The following is a 19792-nucleotide window of genomic DNA, read 5'->3' as shown; positions in this document are numbered from 1 at the left end:
GACCTCGGCGGCGGCGTGGGTGGACCCGACGGCCGCGTCGAGCAGCGCGACCTGCGGGTCGGCGGAGACCAGCAGGCGCGTCATCGCGACGTTCTGCGCCGACTGGTCACCGAGGTCGAGCGCGACCAGCAGGACGTCGGTCTCGACTCCTTTGACCACGCGCGCGGCCGTGGTGAGGTCACCCGAGGCCACCTGCCGTCGCGCGCCCAGGACTCGGTCCGGGAGCTGCTCGGCGGTCAACCCCGACGTGACGGGCGCGGCCGTGGCGTCGGCCACGCCGGGACGGAACAGGGTCCGCGAGGCAGCCTTCGTGGTGTCGACCAACGGATGGCCGACAAGGGTGGCGGTCGCCGTCTCCACCGCCGTCACGCGGTCGTCGAGCCGCGTCAGCGCCTGGGTGTACGCCGGTCCCGTCGGCTCCTGCGAGACCGGCGCCTCGGCGCCCGTCACCGCCCCCTCGACGTCGGCGGAGTGGGAGGTGTCGATGGGCGGCGCGGCCAGGACGGCCGTCAGGAACGCCATCGACGCGAGGATCGCGACCGACTCCCACGGCCGCCGCCCCTGCCGCGGGCGCGCCGAATGACGACCCTGGGTCGTCCGTCGTGGTCCGAGCACTGGTGTGTCCTCCGCGGTGCGTCGTCCGACGATCCCACCGCGACACCGTGTCCGTCGACCCGCCAGACGGGGGGAACTCGGGCCGACCACACCCACCCGCCTCGACAGCGACCGGTTGGCTATGACCCAGCCAGGGATCGCCAACGGGACCTCGCCGACGCCGTGCGCACGGCTCAGCCGAGCCGCGCACGACTCGGGCGCTRCCCGACCCGCTGCTCGTCGCGGTGCGGGAGCCGCCAGCCGGGGCGCACGTAGTGGCACGTGTACCCGTGCGGGATCTTCTCCAGGTAGTCCTGGTGCTCCTCCTCGGCCTCCCAGAACTCACCGGCCGGCTCGACCTCGGTGACGACCTTGCCGGGCCAGAGCCCGGACGCGTCGACGTCCGCGATCGTGTCGAGCGCGACCCGACGCTGCTCGTCCGAGGTGAAGAAGATCGCCGACCGGTAGCTGCGGCCGATGTCGTTGCCCTGCTGGTTCCTCGTCGACGGGTCGTGGATCTGGAAGAAGAACTCGAGCAGGTCCCGGTACGAGATCTGCTCGGGGTCGAAGACGATCTCCACGGCCTCGGCGTGGTCGCCGTGGTTGCGGTAGGTGGCGTTCGGGGTGTCGCCGCCGGAGTACCCGACGCGTGTCGAGATCACTCCCGGGCGACGGCGCAGCAGCTGTTGCGCACCCCAGAAGCACCCCCCGGCGAGGATCGCCGTCTCCGTCGTGGCCATCTGGGACCTCCTTCATGGGGACGGCTGCAGCCGTCGGGCGATCTTGACCCCGCAGCGCGCTGGGGCGCAACCGATGCGGTGCGCTTCCCTGTCGCCCCCCCCCCCGGGGGGGGCCCGCGATGGGCCACCGCCGGTGGTGCGTCAGGCGCGAGCGCTCAGGGGGTGGCGAGAGCTCTGTGGACGACGTCGACGATCGCGGTCACCGGACCGTGCTCGACCGTGGTGCCGCTGACGACGACCTGTCCGGGGCGGGACGGGGCGCGGGCGGGGACCGCGTCCCAGGTCACGGGCACTGCGTGGAGCGTGCCGTCGGAGTCGAGGACGTCGACGGTGGCCGGCAGCCTGAGCGGGGCCGAGGTGCGGACCGTCCGGTAGACGGTGTCGGCGACCACGAACTCGGCGTCGCTGGCCTCGTAGACCTCGACCGTCTCGTGGAACGTGAGCACCGGCCAGGCGCTGTTCGACCAGTCGATCATCTCCTGCCAGTTCGCGGGCTCCCAGACCAGGACGCCGGCACCGCGGTTGTCGGGCAGGTCGTTCGCGATCCGGAAGACGTCCTGGAGGAAGAGGCCGGCACCCTCCGCGGTCTTGGGGTAGGGCGAGTTCGGGACCGGGAGGCCGTCCCAGTCGTTCGACTGGTGCGACGTCTCGGCGATCTCCATGGCGTAGCCCGGGTGCGCCGCGGCGACCTGGTGCAGGTTCGCCTCGTAGTGCTCGGGCGTCCCGTGCCACTCGGGGTAGTAGGAGTGCGCGATGACGTCGATGTCCTGGCCCTTGGCGTTCAGCCGGGTGAGGAACTGGTCCCAGAACTCGAGCGTCTTGTCGACCTTCCCGTTGTCGATGATCACGTGGGTCTCGACCTGGATGTCCTCGCCGTGGGCCGCCGAGACATCCCGGACGGCCTTGATGCCCGACGCCTGGAGGGTGGCGAACCGGTCCCACGCGGCGTCGTAGGCGGCCTGCTCGGCCGGGTCGTCCGAGCCCCAGTAGTCCCAGAGCAGGGCGCCGCCGGGCTGCGAGACGAACGACGGGTCGTGGTTGAAGAAGCACGAGCCGCACCACACCGAGTCGTCGAACCACGGCTGCGGGCGCTCGCTCCCCCACATGAAGCCGTTGATGAGCTCGTTGCCCACCGCGACCTTGTCGGGAGTGGTGCCCTGCGCGACGAGCGCGTCGATGGTCGCGTACGTGTAGTCGTAGACCGCCTGGGTCAGCTCGTCGAAGGGCAGCTCACGCCACGCGGTGGGCTTCGCCTGCTTGCTCGGGTCGGCCCACGAGTCGGCGTAGTGCAGGTCGATGCCCAGGCCCATGTCCTGCTCGACGACCTTGCGCGCGACGTCGAGGGTGCGCTCCGGGCTCTGGTACGCGGGATCGAGGTACTCGCCCGTCCGCTCGTCGCGCGGGTCGTTGAAGACGCGCAGGCGGATGTACTCCATGCCGGCGTCGGCAGCCGCCTCGAGGATCGGCACCGGCGCCGCGCCCTCGTCCACGACGTAGGTCAGGCCCTGTGCGTCGTTCTGGTCGGCGTAGGAGATGTCCGCGCCCAGCACGACGTCGTCGCGCAGGTAGTTCCACACGGACAGCTCGCTGATGCCGGCGACGGCGCCCGGGGACACGTCGGTGATCGTGACGCGCAGGAAGGCGATCCCGGCGCGCGCGACGAGGTGCTCCTCGCCGCGACCCGCCTGCTTGTTCCTCTTGCGGTCGACGAGGGTCTTCCACCGGTGACCGTCTGCGGAGGACTCGACCACGTACTGGTAGGTGCCGTGCGCGTCGGGGAAGACGAGACCGACCTTCCGGATGTTGTCGTACGCCCCGCCGAGGTCGAGGACGAGGGAGTGCCGACCCTTGCCGCGCGCGGTCCACGCGGTCGTCAGGTCGCCGTCGACGGCGAGTCCCGCATTCGCCTGCGCCGCGGTGGCGCTCACCGTGACCCAGGGCTTCGCGGCGAGGTTGCTGCGGACCGGTGCGAAGTTGACCAGGCCGTCGGGCTCCTCGGCCGGAGCGGGGCCCGCGCTGCCGAGGACGAGGGCGCCCGCGGCGAGGAGGGCGAGCATGGGGGTTCGGCGTCGGCTGATCGGCTGCATGGGACGTCCTTGTCTCATTGGAGTGTGCACGTGCACAGCACTCAGCCACCGTATGAGCGCACGAAAGCGCCCGTCAAGATGTCCGCGTATGTCGGGCCCGGATGGGAGCGTGCACAGGCGTGAAGGCGCGTGTCGTTCAGGATCCCCTCCGGGCGGCTCGGACCGGGCGGTCGGCCTGATCCGGCTCGTCAGGAAGGGGTCGGTCCAGCCGATCGGGTGCTGGCGCGCACGACGAGCGAGGTCGGCAGCGTGACGGCGGCTGGCTCCCCGCCCTCGACCAGCTCGATCAGCAGGCGCACCATCTCGCCGGCGATCCGTTCGAGTGGCTGCCGCATGGTGGTCAGCGGCGGATCGAGCGTCGCCGCGAGCCCGGAGTCGTCGAAGCCTCCGACCGCCACGTCCTGCGGGACGCGTCTGCCGGCCTCGCGGAGCACCTGCAGGGCGCCCGCAGCCATGAGGTCGGAGCCCACAAAGACCGCGTCGATGTCGGGTCGCCGCTCGAGGAGCGTCCGCATCCCCGCCGCGCCACCGTCCCGCGAGTAGTCGCCGTGGGTGACGAGCGACTCGTCGTAGAGCGACCCGAGCTCGTCGCGGTAACCCTCGAGACGGAGCCTGCCCCCGGGGGTGTCCAGTGGTCCGGTGATCGTCGCGATCCTGGTGCGGCCGATGTCGAGCAGGTGCCGCGTCATCCGCCGCCCGCCGCCGAGGTCGTCCGCGGCGACGTAGCCGAGGCTGCCCTCGAAGCCGAGCGGGATGCCGCAGGAGATCATCGGGATGCCCTGCCGCACCAGCGCGTCGAGGAGGCGGTTGCCGCTGTGCGAGGAGATCGCGAGGACGCCGTCGACGTGCCCGGCGCCGACGTAGGACGCGACCTGCTTCTGCTCCTCGGGGGTGCCCGCGACCATGAGCAGGAGCGGCATGCCGCGTGCGGCCAGCGCCTGGGCGGCTCCCCGCAGCAGGATCGAGAAGTTCGGGTCCTCGAACAGCAGGTGCTGGGGTTCGGTGAGCAGGAACGCCACCGAGTTCGACCGTCCGGTGACCAGGCTGCGCGCGTGCGGGTTGGCGGAGTAGCCGGTGGTCCGGATCGCCTCCTCGACGGCCGCGAGCGCGTCCGGGGACACCCAGTGCCCACCGTTGATGACGCGCGAGACCGTGCCCCGGGACACGCCCGCCGCAGCCGCGACGTCACGGATCGTCGGGCGTCTGCGCGGCGCGGGCGTCGGTCCCATCGCACGAGACTCTAGGGGAACGGGAACACAAACCACGCCGTGACCTCGCCTGCGGCGATCTCGACCTTCCAGAACCGCCGGCAGTCCTCAGGACGGCACCTGTGCGAACCAGTCCTCGCCCCGTCGAGGTAGCGTCGCGCAGGCCCGAGATCGAGCTGCTCGCACCGACCCGAGGCACGGAGGCCTGACACGCATGGACGAGATCCTGTACGGCGCCGCCTACTACGACGAGTACATGCCGACCGACCGCATCGACACCGACGTCGCGATGCTGCAGGCGGCGAACCTCAACGTGGTCCGCGTCGCCGAGTCGACCTGGAGCACGGTGGAGCCGCAGCCCGGCGTGTTCGACTTCACGCACATCGACCGCGCGCTCGACGCGATGGAGGCCGCCGGCATCCACGTCATCGTCGGGACCCCCACCTACGCGGTGCCGGCGTGGCTCGTGAAGTCGCACCCGGACGTGCTCGCCGAGACGAGCACGGGCCAGGGACGCTACGGGGCGCGCCAGATCATGAACATCACCAACCCGGCGTACCTCCTCCACTCGGAGCGGGTCATCCGCGCGCTCCTGGCGCACACCGCGCACCGCCGTGCGGTCATCGGCTTCCAGCTCGACAACGAGACGAAGTACTACGACGTTGCCTCGGCTGACGTGCAGCGCAGGTTCGTCACGCACCTCCGCGAGACGTTCGACGACGACGTCGACGCGATGAACCGTGCCTTCGGCCTGGACTACTGGTCCAACCGTGTCGACGCCTGGGAGGACTTCCCGGACGTGCGCGGCACTATCAACGGCTCCCTGGCCGCCTCGTTCGACCGGTTCCGCCGCTCTCTCGTGGAGGAGTTCCTCGCGTGGCAGGCCGCCATCGTGCGCGAGTACGCGCGAGGCGACCAGTTCCTCACGCAGAACTTCGACTTCGACTGGGGGCCGGGCTGGTCCTACGGGCTGCAGCCGGCCGTCGACCACTTCCGGGCTGCGGCGCACGTGGACATCGCCGGCGTCGACATCTACCACCCCACGCAGTCCGCGCTCTCCGGCAAGGAGATCGCGTTCGGTGGGGACATGACCCGCTCGATCAAGGGCGGCGCGAACTACCTCGTGCTGGAGACCCAGGCCCAAGGGCAGCCGGCCTGGCTGCCCTACCCGGGCCAGCTGCGCCTGCAGGCCTACAGCCACCTCGCGAGCGGCGCCGACGCCGTCATGTACTGGCACTGGCACTCCATCCACAACTCCTTCGAGACGTACTGGCGCGGACTGCTCAGCCACGACCTCCAGGCGAACCCCACCTACGACGAGGCCGCCGTCATCGGTGCCGAGCTCCGGCGGGTGGGGCGGTCGCTCGTGCACCTGCAAAAGTCCAACCGGGTCGCGGTCATGGTCAGCAACGAGGCCCTGACGGCGCTGAAGTGGTTCACCGTCGAGACCGGGTTCCCCGCCTTCCTCCGCCCGTCGATCGGCTACAACGACGTGCTCCGCTGGGTGTACGACGCCCTGTTCGAGCTGAACGTCGAGTGCGACTTCGTCTCCCCGGACACCGAGGACCTCAGCCGGTACGCGATGGTCGTCGTCCCGGCGCTGTACTCGGCGCCCGAGTCGACGCTGCAGCGGCTGAGCGCGTTCGTCGGCGACGGTGGCCACCTGGTCTCGACGTTCAAGTCGTTCGTCGCCGACGAGCACGTCAAGGTGTGGAGCGACCGGCAGCCGCACTCGCTCACGGGCGTCCTCGGGCTCACGTACAACCAGTTCACCGTCCCGGTCGACGTGCGCCTCACCCTGCACGGCGACCTGGCGGCCGCCCCGGGCGCCGCCGCGCTGGGCCCCGACGACCGCTCCGCCCTGCGCTTCATGGAGCTCCTGCAGCCCGACGGCGCGGAGGTGCTCGCGTCGTACGACCACCCTGCGTGGGGCGGTCAGGCGGCGGTGACCCGGCATCGCGCGGGGGCCGGGACAGCGATCCACCTCGGCACGATGACCGGACCCGCCCTGGTCCGCGAGGTGCTCGCCCTGGCGGTGCGCGACGCGGGCCTGTGGGGCTGGCCGCAGGAGCTCGCCGGGACCGTCACCGTTCGCCGAGGCGTGAACTCCGCCGGAGCACCGCTGACCTACCTCCTGAACTACTCCGACAGCCCCGTGCAGGTCACGAGCCCCGTCACGGCCCGGTCCGTCCTCGACGACGCCACCGTCGAGGGTGGCACCGACCTCACCGTCGGCGCCTGGGACCTCACCATCCTCGAGGAGGTCCGCTGACTCGGGGCGCACCGATCTCAGCACCCCGAAAGGCCCCGCGACCAGCGATCTAGCTGGCCACGGGGCCTTCGAGGCGGATCTGAGCACCGAGTGGTGCGGTGGACCTACAGGAGCCCGCGGAAGGCGAACTGGAAGGTCAGCTCGGTATCCGTGGGCAGTCGGTACTCGGCGTGGGTCTGCGCACCCCAGGAGTCGTCGCCGCCGACCCCGCGCCGCTGGAGCGCCGGCCGCAGGATCGTCTGATAGATCGGCGGAAGCTCGGTGTGGTGCGCGGCGTTCTCGATCTCGAACGGCGTCCACGGCAGGGCCGACAGCTCCATGCCCTGGTCGGACTCCAACCGCAGGCCCGCCCCACGCTCGTCGGTCACGGTCGCCCAGCGGACGCCTGTCCGGCTGCCCGCCTCCTGCGGACGCAGGTAGGGCGTGAGCGCGGTCCGGACGTCGGCCTCCCACACACCCAGCCGCGCGCCCGCTCGACGGTCGACATAGGACTCCTCGGGCCCGTCCCCGTACCAGCGCAGGTGGCGGAACGAGTGGTCGGTCGCCAGCAGGAGCCCGAGCTCGGGCATGTCCGACAACCCCGGACCTGGTCGCACGGTGAGGGTGACCTCCACGCGACCGTCACCGTCCACGAGGTAGGAGAGCTCGCACTCCCCCGCCGGCGTGGTGGGCAGCTCGTACCGGAAGCGGACGCGCACGCCGGCGTCCGTCTGCTCGACCGCCGGCTCGTCGGGCCCCCGGACGGCCTTCGCATACCGGCTGGCGAGAAGCCACGCGCCGTCCTGCGCGGGTGCGCCCCAGCCGTACTCGTTGGAGGTGGGTGCGTGCCAGAAGCTCGGCTGGGGCACCGAGCGCAGCAGCTCCCGGCCGCCGTCCGGCGTCAGCCCGTAGCGGTAGGAGAGCAACCCCCCGTGCAGCCGCGAGAACAGGGCGGTGAAGTGCCTCCCCCGCACGCCCACGTTGTGGATGCCGTAGACGACCTCCGGTGTGGCGGCCCGACGGGCCGGCACGGAGCCAGCGACGACCACGACCGCCTGCTCGTGCGCCACCTCGTGCCCGGCCGACGCCCAGCGCGTGGTGCGTCGGAGTCGGAAGGACACGTCGACGGTGTACTCCCCGGGTGCGGTCGGCACCGTGACGGGGAGCGCGTAGACCTGCGAGGCCCCAGGGGCGACGGCAGTGTCGAGCACCTCCTCCTGGAGCACCCGACCCTCTCGGGCGACGGTGACCACGCACTCGTGGGCCGACGACGGGGTGGCCAGGTGGCGGTTCTCGACCGTGACCTTGTCGGCGTCCACCGAGAGCCGGTAGCCCTGGTAGAGGTAGTGCACCTCTTGGGCGATCGGCTTGAGGGTGCGATCGGCGAAGACGATGCCGTTGCCACTGAAGTCCGAGTCGTGCGGCGCGTCGCCGAAGTCGCCGCCGTAGCCGAAGTACTCACGGCCACCGGGGTCGGTGCGCCGCAGTGCCTGGTCCGCGAAGTCCCAGATGAAGCCGCCCTGGAACAACGGCTCACGGTAGGCGAGGTCGAGGTACTTGTGGACCGCGCCGAACGAGTTGCCCATCGAGTGGGCGTACTCGCACAGCAGGTAGGGCTTGTCGCGGTGCGTCGCGAGGAACTCCTCGATCTCGGTGGCCGGCGCGTACATCCGCGAGACGACGTCGGTCGTCTGGGGGTACCGCGGGTCCCAGTGCACCCCTTCGTAATGCACAGGCCGGGAGTCTTCGCGACGGAAGTAGTCCGCGACCGCCAGGATGTCCGTCCCGCCGTACGACTCGTTGCCGCAGGACCACATGACGATGCTCGGGTGGTTCTTGTCCCGCTCCAGCATGCTCGCGGCGCGGTCGAGCAGGGCGGGCAGCCACTCGGGGCGGTCCCCGGGCAGAGCCTCCTCGATCGGCGCCCCACCGATGGCCACCCTGTCCCACATGGCGTGCGACTCGAGGTTCATCTCGTCGATGACGTACAGGCCGTACTCGTCGCACAGCTCGTAGAAGAACGAGTTGTTCGGGTAGTGGCTGGTCCGCACGGCGTTGATGTTCAGCCGCTTCATGAGCCGGAGGACGGCCTCCGTCTGCTCACGGGTCATCACGCGACCCTGGAGGCCGAAGTCGTGCCGGTTCACGCCGTTGAAGACCACGCGGGACCCGTTGACCTTGAGCAGGCCGTCCTCGATGCCGAACCGGCGCACACCTACTCGCACAGGGATGTGCTCGGTCAGGCGGCCCGACGCGTCGTGCACGTCGAGCGTGAGGTCGTACAGGTGAGGGTCCTCCGCGCTCCACAGCCGCGGGCTCTCGATGCGGACCACGAGCTCGTCGTCGCCGCTCAGCTGTCCGGCACCGACGATCCGGGCGTCCACCCTGCCTTCGCCGGCCAGGACGACGCGCACGCGCACCGTCGCCTCGGACAGGTCGTCGGCGACGTCGGTCACTACTCGGACGTCTTCGACGTGCACGGTGGGCCGGCGGTTCAGGACGACGTCCCGGAACAGGCCCGAGAACCTGAAGAAGTCCTGGTCCTCGATCCACGACCCGGCGCTCCACCGGACCACCTGCGCCACGATGAGGTTCTCGCCGTCGACCACGGCGTCGGTGAGGTCGAACTCCGACGGCGTGAACGAGTCGGTCCCGTAGCCCACGTAGGCGCCGTTCAGCCACACGGCGACGGCACTCTCCGCGCCGTGGAAGCTGACGCTCAGCCGCTCGCCAGGCTCGAGCGGGTGCTCGAGGGTGAACGTCCGGCGGTACGTCGCCACGGGGTTGTACCGCTGGGGAACCTGCCCCGCCTCGAGCTGCTCGTAGCCGTCCCACGGGTACTGCACGTTGGTGTACTGCGGGCGGTCGTAGCCGAGCAGCTGCACGTGGGCGGGCACCGGCACGTCGTCCCAGCCCGAGTCGTCGACGTCCACCCGCTCGAAGCCGGGGACGACGAGGGCGGGGCTCTTCGCGTAGTGCAGCTTCCACAGCCCGTTGAGCGACTGCTCGAAGGAGCTCGTTCCGGTCTTCGCCTCCTGCGGGGAGGCGAACCACCGGTGGTCGGAATGCGCGTCGAGCCGGTTCTCCTTGACGAACTGGGGGTCCGCGATCCGGTTGAGGTCGAATGTCACTTGATGGCCCCCGTGACGCCCTCGGCAAAGTGGCGCTGCAGCGCCAGGAAGATGACCACCGTCGGCACCGACACGATGAACACGGCGAGCATGAGGCTGCCGTAGTCGGTGACGTACCCGGCGCGCATGTTCGAGAGCAGCATCGGCAAGGTCTGGTACGCGTTGTCGACCAGGATCACCTTCGGCCACAAGAAGTTGTTCCACGAGAACAGGAAGGTGATGACACCCGCGGCAGCAAGGGTGGGCTTCATCGTCGGCAGGTAGATGCGCGCGAAGATGCTCACCTCGCCCAGCCCGTCGAGGCGCGCCGCCTCGATGATCTCGTGCGGGAACGTCCGCGAGGCCTGCCTGAACAGCAGGATCAGGAACGGTGTCGCGATCAGGGGCAGGATGACCGCGGCCGTCGAGTTCACCAGGCCCAGCTGGGCGAAGAGGCGGAACAACGGGATCATCGTGGCCGCGAACGGGATCATGATCGCCAGGAGCAGGAGCCCCATGACGGCGTCCTTCGCCCGCGAGTGGTAGATCTCGAACGCGTAYCCCGCGATCGAGCACAGCACCAGGGCGAGCAGGGTCGTCGCGACGGCGTTGACCGCGGAGTGGTAGAACGCCGTCCCCAGGGGCTGGGCGTCGACGAGCGACCGGAAGTTGTCGAGGAGGTGGCCCCCCGGAAGCAGCTTGGACGCGATCACCTCGTTGCTCGTGTTCGTCGCCGAGACGGTCATGAAGTACAGCGGGAAGACCGACAGGACGACGGCGACCGACAGGAACAGGTAAGCGGGGATCCGGCGAAGTGTTGTCCTAGTCACGCTTGTCGCCCACCTTCAGCTGGATGGCGGCCAGGATGGCCACGATGATGAGGATCGCGTAGGAGATGGCGGCCGCGTACCCGAAGTTGGGGCTGTTGCGGAACGACACGTTGTACAGGTAGTGCGAGACCGACATCGTCGTGTTGCCCGGGCCACCTGCGGTGAGGTTGAACGACTCGTCGAACATCTGCAGCGTTCCGTTGGTCGACAGGATCGCGCAGAGCAGGATGATCGGCTTGAGCTGCGGCATGGTCACGTACCAGAAGGTCTTGAACCCGTTCGCGCCGTCGACGCGGGCCGCTTCCAGGGTCGAGCGGTCGATGTTCTGCAGGGCGGCCAGGAAGAAGATCATGTTGTAGCCGGTCCACCGCCACAGCAGGCCGAGGATGATCACCATCCGCGCGGTGCCGGTCTGGCCGAGCCAGTTGACGGGAGAGTCGAGTATCCCGAATTGCGTGAGCAGGTCGTTGGCGAGGCCGTCGGTCGCGAAGATCTGCCGGAACACCAGCGAGTACGACACGAGGCCCACGGCGCACGGCAGGAAGATCGCCGTCCGCCAGAACCCCTTCCACCGCAGCCACGGTGCGTTGAGCACGTTCGCCAGCAGCATCGCGAGCAGGAGCATGATCGGTACCTGGATGATCAGGTAGATGAACGTCGTGCTGAGCGTCAGCCGGAACTGGTCGTCCTGGAACAGTCGCTGGTAGTTCAGCCACAGCGGCTCGGCCCAGCTCAGCTGGGTCCCGCGTCCCGTCTTCAGCGACAGGAAGAGCGCCTGGATCATCGGCCAGAAGTTGACCAGCACGATGATGGCCGCGGCGGGAATGATGAACGTCCACCCGGTCAGGCTGCGGCGGCGCTGGATCGCTGACAGAGGTGCCGCCTTGGGCGGCCTGGCCCCCCCGCCCTCAGGTCACCCCATGGCGAACTCGACGGTCTGCTGCGCCTGGTCGAGCTCGGCCTTCGGGTCCGCGCCGTTGAGGATGTTGGTGATGGCGACGCTCACGGCGTCGCGACCCTCGTAGTAGTAGGCGCCCGTGTTGTTGCTGGGAACCTGCGCGGCGAACTTCAGGACGTCGGCGTAGATCGGCTGCCCGCCGTAGAACTCCTGCGGCTCGTTGTAGACGTCCGACTCACCCGCGGGAAGCCAGTTGGCCAGTGCGCCCGACTTCGGGAGGATCGTGTCGTAGAACTCGGTCGAGCCGGCGAAGGTCGCGTCCAGGAAGTCGCTGGCGAGCGCCTCGTTGCYGTTCGGGGTGATCGCCCAGGACGAGCCACCGTTCGCGGTGTAGTTCGTCGCCCCGTCGACGCCGTCGAGCTTCGGGACGTTGGTGACGGCCCACTTGCCGGACTGGTCCGCGGCCGACTGGATGGAGCCGGAGATCCACACGCCGTTGACGATGCCGGCCGTGTTCGAGTTCACGATCGTGTTGATGTACTCGTCCCACGAGTTGACCTCGACGAAGACGCCGGCCTTGACCAGCTGCCCGTACATGTCGATGGCGGCCAGCAGCGCGTCGTTGTCGGTGATCGTCGGGTTGCCCTCGTCGTCGAAGAGGCTCGCGCCCGCGCTCTGCAGCATCATCATGATCGTGTCGGCCGAGTTCGCCTGGCCGGTGAGCAGCGGCTTGCCCGTCTTGGCCAGCACGTCCTTGCCGAGGGTGAGGAACTCGTCCCACGTGATGTCGGTGAAGTCGTCGACCGTGTAGCCGGCCTGCTCGAGGAGGTCCGTCCGGTACGCGCCGATCGCGGTCCCGTTGTCGAACGGCACACCGTAGTTGGTGTCGTCGACCGTGGAGTACGCCACGACGGACTCGGGGAACTCGCTGTAGTCCACCTTGGAGTCGCCGAAGTTGGCGAAGATGTCCGGGTAGTTGATGACGTTCTTCTGGAACGCGTTGTTCTGCATGAGGAAGATGTCGGGCAGCTGGTCGGTCTCGCCCGACTGGGCCAGCGTGGTCAGCTTGGTCTGCAGGTCGTCCCACGGCGTCTCGACGACCTCGAGGCTGAAGTCCGGGTGGTCCTTCTGGTAGACCTTCTCGGCCTCCTCGAGGGCGTAGATGTTGAACGCCGGGTCCCATGCCCAGACCGTCAAGGTGTTGTCGCCCGTACCACCGCTGGCGTCAGTCGTCTCGTCCGTGCCCGAGCCACCACCTCCACCGCTGCAAGCGGCGAGGGCGAGGCTCAGCGTCATGACGGCGCCCAGCGCCCCGAGCGTGCGTGTCTTCTTCATCGGGTGATCCCTTCGTGCTGTTGGTCGTCCCGTGGACCGTCGCCGGCTCTCGCCGAGCCGCCGGCTCCCGCGCCCCCCGCGACGTCGCGGCGGGTGAGCGGGATAGGTCGACTGTGCTGTTTGGAGGTCGTGCGCCGTGCTGTGGGTCAGGCGGTTCCCAGCTCCGCGCCACAGAGGTCTCGTCCACACCGACCACGAGCGACACCGGCGTCACTCGACCTCTCTGGCGATTGGTGACGTCACCATAGCAGCGGTCCGACGACTCCTCCGGCGACGTTTTGGTAACGGTCAGGTATGGATTCGCGACGATTGGTGACGTCACCATCCCTGTTCCCCACTAGCATCTCGCCATGACCACCGCGCCAGCGCCCGGCCGACGCCGCTCGGGCCCTTCGATCGGAGACGTGGCTCGCCTTGCCGGCGTCTCGCCGCAGAAGGTCTCGCGCGTCTCGACAGGCGCCGAGTCCGTCCGATCGAGCACCCGCGCACGCGTCGTGCACGCCATGGACCAGCTCGGCTACTCGCCGAACCGGGCGGCCCAGGCGCTGCGGAACGGCACGTTCGGCGCCATCGGCGTGCTCTCGCACGGCTTCAACCGCACTGGTGAGGCCCTCACGGCCGAGGCCCTCGTCGCGGCCGCGGAGCTCGAGGACTACTCGGTCACGCTCCTCCACGTGCGCAACCCCGCCCCGGACGGCTGGGAGAACGCGGCCCACCGCATCTCGCACCAGGCCATCGACGGCCTCGTCATCATGCGGGCCGAGCTGGCGACGCCGGCGACGCTGGTGCTCCCCGCCGGCATGCCCGTGGCGGTGTCCTTCTCCAAGTTCGCAGGCCACTACCCCACCGTCACCGCCGACCACGTCCAGGGCAGCGAGGAGGCGGTCCGCCACCTGCTCGGCCTCGGACACCGCACCGTGCACCACCTCGCCGGGCCGCTGGACTCGGACCACGCCCTCGTGCGCAGCGGTACGTGGCGCCGCTGCCTCCTGGAGGCCGGGATTCGTCCGCCCGAGCCGGTGTACGGGGACTGGAGCGCGCGCTCCGGCTACGAGGCGGGTCAGCGGCTCGCGGACGACCTCGGGGTGACCGCCGTGTTCTGCGCCAACGACGAGATGGCGTTCGGCCTGGTGCGGGCGCTGCACGAGCAGGGCCGTCGCGTGCCCGAGGACGTGTCCGTGGTGGGCTTCGACGACATCGCCGTCAGCGGCTGGGCCTCGCCGCCCCTGACGACCGTCAGGCAGGACTTCCCCGCCATCGGCCGCGCGCTGGTCGGCCTCGTCGTCGGTCAGCTCCGGTCACGGTCGATCCCGGCTCCGGCGCTGACGATCGTGCCTACGGAGCTCATCGTCCGGGCGAGCAGCGGACCCCCTCCGCGCTGAACCGCCGGCCGCCCGGACGCAACCCCGTCGCACCCTCCCGGCCCGCCTGGTCGTCGACCAGGATGGTGCCCCAGGCGCCGCCCAGGGCCACCTGTCGCACCATGACGAGGACTCGATGGAGAGCATCACGAAGAACCGCCAGACGCCCGCGACGCTGCGTGCGATGGTCGAGCGTGCCTACGGCGCCGACCAGGTGCCCACGGGCGAGCCGGACACCTGGCTCGAGGAGCTGGGGCACGGCTGGTTCAACGTCGCCTACCGGATCCTGCTGCGCGACGGCCGGGCCGTGGTCGTGAAGATCGCGCCGCCGCGGGGCGTGCCCGTGATGCCCGCCGAGCGCGGCGCGATGCGCATCGAGCTCGACGCGCTGGCGCTGATCGCGGCACGCACCGACGTCCCGGTCCCGCAGGTCGACCACGCCGACCTGAGCCACGAGCTCGTCGACGCCGACTACTTCTTCATGCCGTTCGTCGACGCCGAGAACTTCGGCATCATCACCGACGGCCTGAGCACCGAGCGGCGCGACGCGTACAACGAGGCGCTCGGCGCTGCCAACCGCGAGCTGAACTCGATCCGCGGGAGCTGGTTCGGACCGCTCGCCGGCCCGGGCGACCCGTCGTGGCGGGTCGTGTTCACCGGCCTCGTCGAGGACGTCCTGGCCGCCGGGGAGGCCCGCAACGTCGACATCGGCCGGGACTACGACGAGATCCGCAAGGTGGTCGCCCTGCACGCCGACGTCCTCGAGGACGTCATCGAGCCGAGGTTCGTCGAGTGGGACCTCTGGGACTCCAACGTCATGGTCCGCGACGGCAGGATCGTCACGATCATCGACCACGAACGAGCCCTGTACGGGGACCCGCTGATGGAGGCCGGGTTCGCCGGCACGCAGCTGTCCGACCTCGGCGACCCGACCGCGTTCATGCGCGGCTACGGCCAGGAGCAGCTCACCCCCAGGGAGCAGACGCGCCGTCGCTTGTACTGCCTGCACCTGGTCGTGATCATGGCCATCGAGACCGTCTACCGCGGACACACGACACCTACCCAGTACGACTGGGCACGCGAGAAGATCGACACGACGATGCGCCTGCTCACCGAGCCGTGACCACCCGGGACACCGGCGCGCGGACGCGGCGCACGCTCGACGCCGCCGCCCTGGGCGAACGGCCCGTCGGGCGGCTGCTGTGGCACGCCTGCACCCAGACCACCATCGCGGTCGGGGTCTACGGGATCTACGCGCTCACCAACGCCTGGTTCGTCGCCCGCGGCGTCGGGACCACGGCGATGGCGGCGGTCAACCTCGTCGCCCCGTTGCTCCTGGCGCTGGGCGCGGTCTCGACCGCCCTCGGCGTCGGCGCAGCCTCCGTCGTCTCCCGGCACCTCGGTTCCGGCGACACGAGCACAGCCGCACGCGCGGCCGGGAACGCCTTCGTCGTCTTCTGGACCGCCGCCGTCACGACCACCGTGATCGGGCTGACCGGGCTGGAGCCGCTCCTGCGGCTGCTCGGCGCCCACGGCGAGACCCTTGGCTACGCGCGCGAGTACGCCCAGATCATCCTGGCCGGCGCGATCGTCTCGACCGGGTTCTCCAGCCTCGTCCGGGCCGAGGGTCGGATGCGGTTCGCCACGATGCTCTGGGTCGTCCCCGTCGCGGTCCAGATCACCCTCGATCCGCTGCTCATCTTCGGACTGGACCTCGGCGTCCGTGGAGCCGCCCTGGGAACGGTCGGCGGCCAGGCCGTCTCCGCCGCCATGAGCATGTGGTTCTTCTTCGCCCAGCGGCACCGCCCCTACCGCGTCCGCAGGTCCGACCTGCGGCCCCACCTCCCGACGGTCCGCACCCTCGTGGGTATCGGCGCCCCGTCGTTCCTCGCCGGCTTCGGCGCCACCCTCCTCGTCGTGGTCGTCAACACCACGCTGTCCCGGCTGGCCGCCGCCACCGCGGCACTGGCCGCGTTCGCGATCTGCTCCCGCATCCAGACGTTCGTCGCGATGCCCCAGCTCGGCATCAGCCAGGGGATGCAGCCGATCGTCGGGTACAACGCCGGTCGCCGGCTCGCCGCACGCGTCCGACGCGCCCGGACCCTGTCGCTGCGCGCCACCCTCGTCTACAGCACCGTCGCCGCCGGCTCCGTCGCGCTGCTCGCCGAGCCCATCACCGCCGTCTTCGTCGACGACGCCGCCGTCCACGCCGAGTCCGTCGACGCTCTGCGCATCCTGGCGATCGGGTTCGCTGCAGCCGGCGTCACACCACTGGTCTCCGCGTACTTCCAGGCTCTCGGCCGACCACGACCGTYGTACCTCATCTCCGTCGGAACGCTCCTGCTCGTCAAGGTCCCGCTGGTGCTCGCCCTCGGACACACGGGCCCCACCGGCATCTGGACCGGCCTGGCCGCGGGCGAGGTCCTGTCCGCCGGCATCGCGCTGCTGGTCCTGCGCCGCCTCGACGTCCCGGCCGCGCGCGGCGGAAGGGCGAGGTCGACGACGGACGCGGTAGACCTGCCGCTCGTGCCATGAGGTCCGGCTGCGACGACGACGGCCTCGAGGAGGCGGTCAGCCCCGGCGGACGGCGATCCGGACGGCCGCGGCCATGCCGCCGTCGCCGTACGTGACCTCCCCGACCGGCAGCGACCCGTCCGCGGCCACGAGGTCCTCCCACCGGCCGGCGGCGTCCATGGCGCGGGCCTCGAGCGCCAGCAGCACCTCCCGCAGGTGCCGCTCGAAGACGGCGCGATGCTTGTCGACGATCCGGCCGTAGAGCTCCAGCCGGGAGTCCATGGAGCGGACGTTCGCGGACGCGGGCGCCGTCCGGTACTCGATGAGCGGCTCGGGCACGACGGTGACGTGCCCACCATCGCCGACGAGCGACAAGAAGAAGTCCCAGTCCTCGAACCCGCTGCGCATGTCCTCGTCGTAGCCGCCACACGCACGCCAGGCGTCGCGACGGACCACGGCGGACGCAGGGCAGGCGTTGCGGTGCAGGAAGTCGACCGCCGACCCTCCGCGAGGCCGGACGACCGCGTCGATCACGCCGTGCGCATGCAGCCACGACGAGGCGGCACGTGCGCCGGGGTCACCCTCCAGGACCGCGACCGTCCGCTCGAGGAACGTCGGCGCGAGGCGGTCGTCGCCGTCCAGCACGGCCACGAGGTCGGTCCCAGCAGCGGCGATCCCCGCGTTCCGGGCTGCGCCGACCCCACGGTTGGACTGACGCAGCACCCTGACCCGAGCGTCCCTCTGGAGCCGCTCGATGACGTCGACCGACTCGTCGTCGGTCGAGCCGTCGTCGACCACGATGACGGCATCCGGGACGCGGGTCTGGCGCAGGACCGACTCGACCGCTTCGGCGACCAGTCCGCCCTGGTCGAACGCGGTGACGATGACGCTCACGCTCAGCACGCCTCATGCTGGCACGAGCGGCCCGGTCGCGGGCCCCGACGTGCTCAGGGGATCCCGGCGTGGCCTCTGACCAGCACAGGGATTCGAGCCCCTGACCCCTTGCAGCACCGCGATGCACTCGGATCCGTCAGTCAGTCTCGGTGTACGTCACTGAACCGTCCGCTGCCACGACGAGCTCGGTGCGCGGACAGGCAGGCTGACTCGGAAACAGTCGACGGGTGCGTGATTCTTCCCACTACGGAACGGAGAAGATGCGCAATCGTGCCGACGCGATGCCCGACCCCGCGCTCTTAGCGTGCTGCCGTCCAGCAACGACGGGAGCACGTCATGAACAACCAACGCATCGAGACCCTGGTGATCGGTGCCGGCCAGTCTGGCCTCGCCACGGGCTACCACCTGCAGCGGCTCGAACGCCCGTTCCTGATCGTCGACGGGAACCCCCGCGTCGGGGACGGCTGGCGCCGACACTGGGACACGCTGAGGCTCTACAGCCCGGCGAAGTATGACGCGCTCCCCGGCCTCAGCTGGCCGGCGGCGCCCTGGTCGTCGAGGTCGCGGACTACCTGGAGAAGTACGCGATCCACCACGACCTCCCGGTGCGGACGAGCACCCACGTCGACCGGCTCGAGGCGAGACCCGAGGGTGGCTACCGCGCTGTGCTCGGCGAGGACACGGTCACCTGTGACAACGTGGTCGTCGCCACGGGCACGTTTGGACGAACGCCGTACGTCCCGGCCTTCGCCGCCGACTTCGACCCGTCCATCCAGCAGCTGCACTCGTGCGAGTACCAGCGTCCGTCGCAGATCTCCGCGGGTCCTGTGCTCGTCGTGGGCGCCTCGCACTCGGGGTGCGACATCGCCTACGAGGTGGCCGAGCACCTACCCACCACGCTGGTCGGGCGGGACTGCGGGCAGATCCCGTTCCGGTGGGACCGGAAGCCATTGCGGATCGGCTTCCCCGCGGTCGTCCTCATGTGGCAGCACGTGCTCACCCGGCGCACGCCCATAGGACGCAAGGCGCTCGACGAGGTCCGGCACCACGGCGGACCGATGACCCGGGTCAAGCGGGAGGATCTCGCCCGGCGGGGCGTCGAACGAATCACCCAGCGGGTCGCCGGCGTCGACGGCGGGCGACCGGTGCTGGACGACGGCCGGGTGATCCCCGCCTCGACGGTGATCTGGTGCACCGGCTTCCAGCAGGTCTTCGACTGGATCACGGTGCCGGTCTTCGGACCGGACGGATGGCCCGAGGAGTACCGCGGTGTCGTCGAGAAGGCTCCCGGGATGTTCTTCTGCGGCCTCTCCTTCCAGTACGCCTTCAGCTCCATGGTGCTGGTGGGCGTCGGGCGCGACGCGGAGTACGTCGCGCGCCAGATCGCCGGGAGGGCCGACGCCTTGACGGCTGCCTGACGGGTCGTACGCGCACGTCCTAACATCAGAAGTGGGTGGTGCGCCGTGGGAGTGGTCGACGATCTGGAACGAGCACGGGAGGCGTACGAGCGCCGCGAGTGGGTGGCCGCGTACGACGCCCTCTCGGATGCCGACGACACCGCCCTCGGCGCACAGGACTTCTCTCGGCTGGCGATCGCGGCCTACCTCCTGGGCCGGCAGAACGACTGCGTCCAGGCCTTGCAACGGGCCTACAAGGCGCACATCGACGCCGGCGAGACCGTGCCCGCGGTCCGCATCGGATTCTGGCTCTCGATGGTGCTCCTCGAGAACGGCGAGTCCGCCGTCGGGGCCGGCTGGGTCGGCCGCTGCCGCCGGCTCTTGGAGCAGGTTCGCGGCGACGTCGTGGAGCGGGGGTACGTCCTGGTTCCCGTGATGATGCGCCACATCTACGCGGGCGAGTTCGAGCCGGCGTCGAAGCTGGCTGAGGAGATCACGGAGTACGGGCGGAGGTTCAGCGACGCCGACCTGCTCGCCCAGGGGCTCAACGCGCAGGGCCGGATGCTGATGATG

15 protein-coding genes are annotated in these 19792 nt (G+C 70.1%); 6 read left to right on the top strand and 9 right to left on the bottom strand.

Annotated features, from left to right (window positions below; all coding sequences use genetic code 11):
* From AC1DUQ_RS09805 to AC1DUQ_RS09790, 4 genes are all read right to left on the bottom strand, one after another.
* Positions 1–522, bottom strand: a 522-nt coding sequence (locus AC1DUQ_RS09805; protein ID WP_477073721.1) for a hypothetical protein, incomplete at its 3' end; no start/stop codon positions are given.
* Positions 523–788: 266 nt separating this feature from the next.
* Positions 789–1334: a peptide-methionine (S)-S-oxide reductase MsrA gene (gene msrA / locus AC1DUQ_RS09800; protein ID WP_477073720.1), complete on the bottom strand. Its 546-nt coding sequence runs from the start codon at positions 1332–1334 to the stop codon at positions 789–791.
* Positions 1335–1489: 155 nt separating this feature from the next.
* Entirely contained in the window at positions 1490–3421 is a 1932-nt protein-coding gene (locus AC1DUQ_RS09795; RefSeq protein WP_477062341.1) for a glycosyl hydrolase 53 family protein, read from the bottom strand.
* A gap of 188 nt (positions 3422–3609) precedes the next feature.
* Positions 3610–4650 carry a LacI family DNA-binding transcriptional regulator gene (locus tag AC1DUQ_RS09790; RefSeq protein WP_477062340.1) on the bottom strand — a complete coding sequence of 347 codons (1041 nt, stop codon included), beginning with the start codon at positions 4648–4650 and terminating at the stop codon, positions 3610–3612.
* A 193-nt stretch (positions 4651–4843) separates the two neighbouring features.
* On the opposite strand from AC1DUQ_RS09790, the gene AC1DUQ_RS09785 reads away from it, so the two are divergent.
* Positions 4844–6901 (top strand): beta-galactosidase, encoded by a 2058-nt coding sequence (locus AC1DUQ_RS09785; protein ID WP_477062339.1) that lies wholly within the window; start codon positions 4844–4846, stop codon positions 6899–6901.
* A 104-nt stretch (positions 6902–7005) separates the two neighbouring features.
* Here the strand turns inward: AC1DUQ_RS09785 and lacZ are convergent, their stop codons facing one another.
* The 4 genes from lacZ to AC1DUQ_RS09765 all read right to left on the bottom strand — a co-directional run bounded on the left by lacZ (position 7006) and on the right by AC1DUQ_RS09765 (position 13053).
* Positions 7006–10011 (bottom strand): beta-galactosidase, LacZ type, encoded by a 3006-nt coding sequence (gene lacZ / locus AC1DUQ_RS09780; protein ID WP_477073719.1) that lies wholly within the window; start codon positions 10009–10011, stop codon positions 7006–7008.
* Positions 10008–10820 (bottom strand): carbohydrate ABC transporter permease, encoded by an 813-nt coding sequence (locus tag AC1DUQ_RS09775; RefSeq protein WP_477062337.1) that lies wholly within the window; start codon positions 10818–10820, stop codon positions 10008–10010. Before AC1DUQ_RS09775 ends, lacZ begins: the two co-directional genes overlap by 4 nt.
* On the bottom strand, positions 10813–11625 hold the full coding sequence (locus tag AC1DUQ_RS09770) for a carbohydrate ABC transporter permease (RefSeq protein WP_477073718.1): 813 nt from the start codon (positions 11623–11625) through the stop codon (positions 10813–10815). The genes AC1DUQ_RS09775 and AC1DUQ_RS09770 overlap by 8 nt, the downstream gene beginning before the upstream one ends.
* Positions 11626–11733: 108 nt before the next feature.
* Complete coding sequence (locus tag AC1DUQ_RS09765) at positions 11734–13053, bottom strand: ABC transporter substrate-binding protein (RefSeq protein ID WP_477073717.1); 1320 nt, start codon at positions 13051–13053, stop codon at positions 11734–11736.
* 404 nt (positions 13054–13457) lie between these two features.
* Between AC1DUQ_RS09765 and AC1DUQ_RS09760 the strand changes: the two genes are divergently transcribed.
* From AC1DUQ_RS09760 to AC1DUQ_RS09750, 3 genes are all read left to right on the top strand, one after another.
* Positions 13458–14435, top strand: a complete 978-nt coding sequence (locus AC1DUQ_RS09760; RefSeq protein ID WP_477073716.1) for a LacI family DNA-binding transcriptional regulator — start codon at positions 13458–13460, stop codon at positions 14433–14435.
* Positions 14436–14550: 115 nt separating this feature from the next.
* Complete coding sequence (locus AC1DUQ_RS09755; protein ID WP_477062333.1) at positions 14551–15537, top strand: phosphotransferase family protein; 987 nt, start codon at positions 14551–14553, stop codon at positions 15535–15537.
* Positions 15534–16949, top strand: coding sequence for an MATE family efflux transporter (locus tag AC1DUQ_RS09750; RefSeq protein WP_477073715.1), 1416 nt, complete (start codon positions 15534–15536; stop codon positions 16947–16949). Before AC1DUQ_RS09755 ends, AC1DUQ_RS09750 begins: the two co-directional genes overlap by 4 nt.
* A 36-nt stretch (positions 16950–16985) precedes the next feature.
* Here the strand turns inward: AC1DUQ_RS09750 and AC1DUQ_RS09745 are convergent, their stop codons facing one another.
* Positions 16986–17822, bottom strand: a complete 837-nt coding sequence (locus tag AC1DUQ_RS09745; RefSeq protein WP_477062331.1) for a glycosyltransferase family 2 protein — start codon at positions 17820–17822, stop codon at positions 16986–16988.
* Positions 17823–18427: 605 nt separating this feature from the next.
* Between AC1DUQ_RS09745 and AC1DUQ_RS09740 the strand changes: the two genes are divergently transcribed.
* Both AC1DUQ_RS09740 and AC1DUQ_RS09735 read left to right on the top strand, forming a co-directional pair.
* Positions 18428–19240, top strand: a complete 813-nt coding sequence (locus tag AC1DUQ_RS09740; protein ID WP_477073714.1) for an NAD(P)-binding domain-containing protein — start codon at positions 18428–18430, stop codon at positions 19238–19240.
* Between the two features lie 45 nt (positions 19241–19285).
* Positions 19286–19792: hypothetical protein (locus tag AC1DUQ_RS09735; protein ID WP_477073713.1), on the top strand; the 507-nt coding region annotated here is incomplete at its 3' end.

This window comes from Cellulomonas sp. P4_B5_2, from assembly GCF_056402235.1.
The sequence above is the reverse complement of the archived record's forward strand: the minus strand, read 5'-3'. Positions and strand labels throughout refer to the sequence as shown.

Excerpts from the sequence above, each read along its gene's own strand:
- AC1DUQ_RS09795 (WP_477062341.1), bottom strand. The coding sequence starts at position 3,421 with ATGCAGCCGATCAGCCGACGCCGAACCCCCATGCTCGCCCTCCTCGCC.
- AC1DUQ_RS09790 (WP_477062340.1), bottom strand. The coding sequence starts at position 4,650 with ATGGGACCGACGCCCGCGCCGCGCAGACGCCCGACGATCCGTGACGTC.
- AC1DUQ_RS09785 (WP_477062339.1), top strand. The coding sequence starts at position 4,844 with ATGGACGAGATCCTGTACGGCGCCGCCTACTACGACGAGTACATGCCG.
- AC1DUQ_RS09755 (WP_477062333.1), top strand. The coding sequence starts at position 14,551 with ATGGAGAGCATCACGAAGAACCGCCAGACGCCCGCGACGCTGCGTGCG.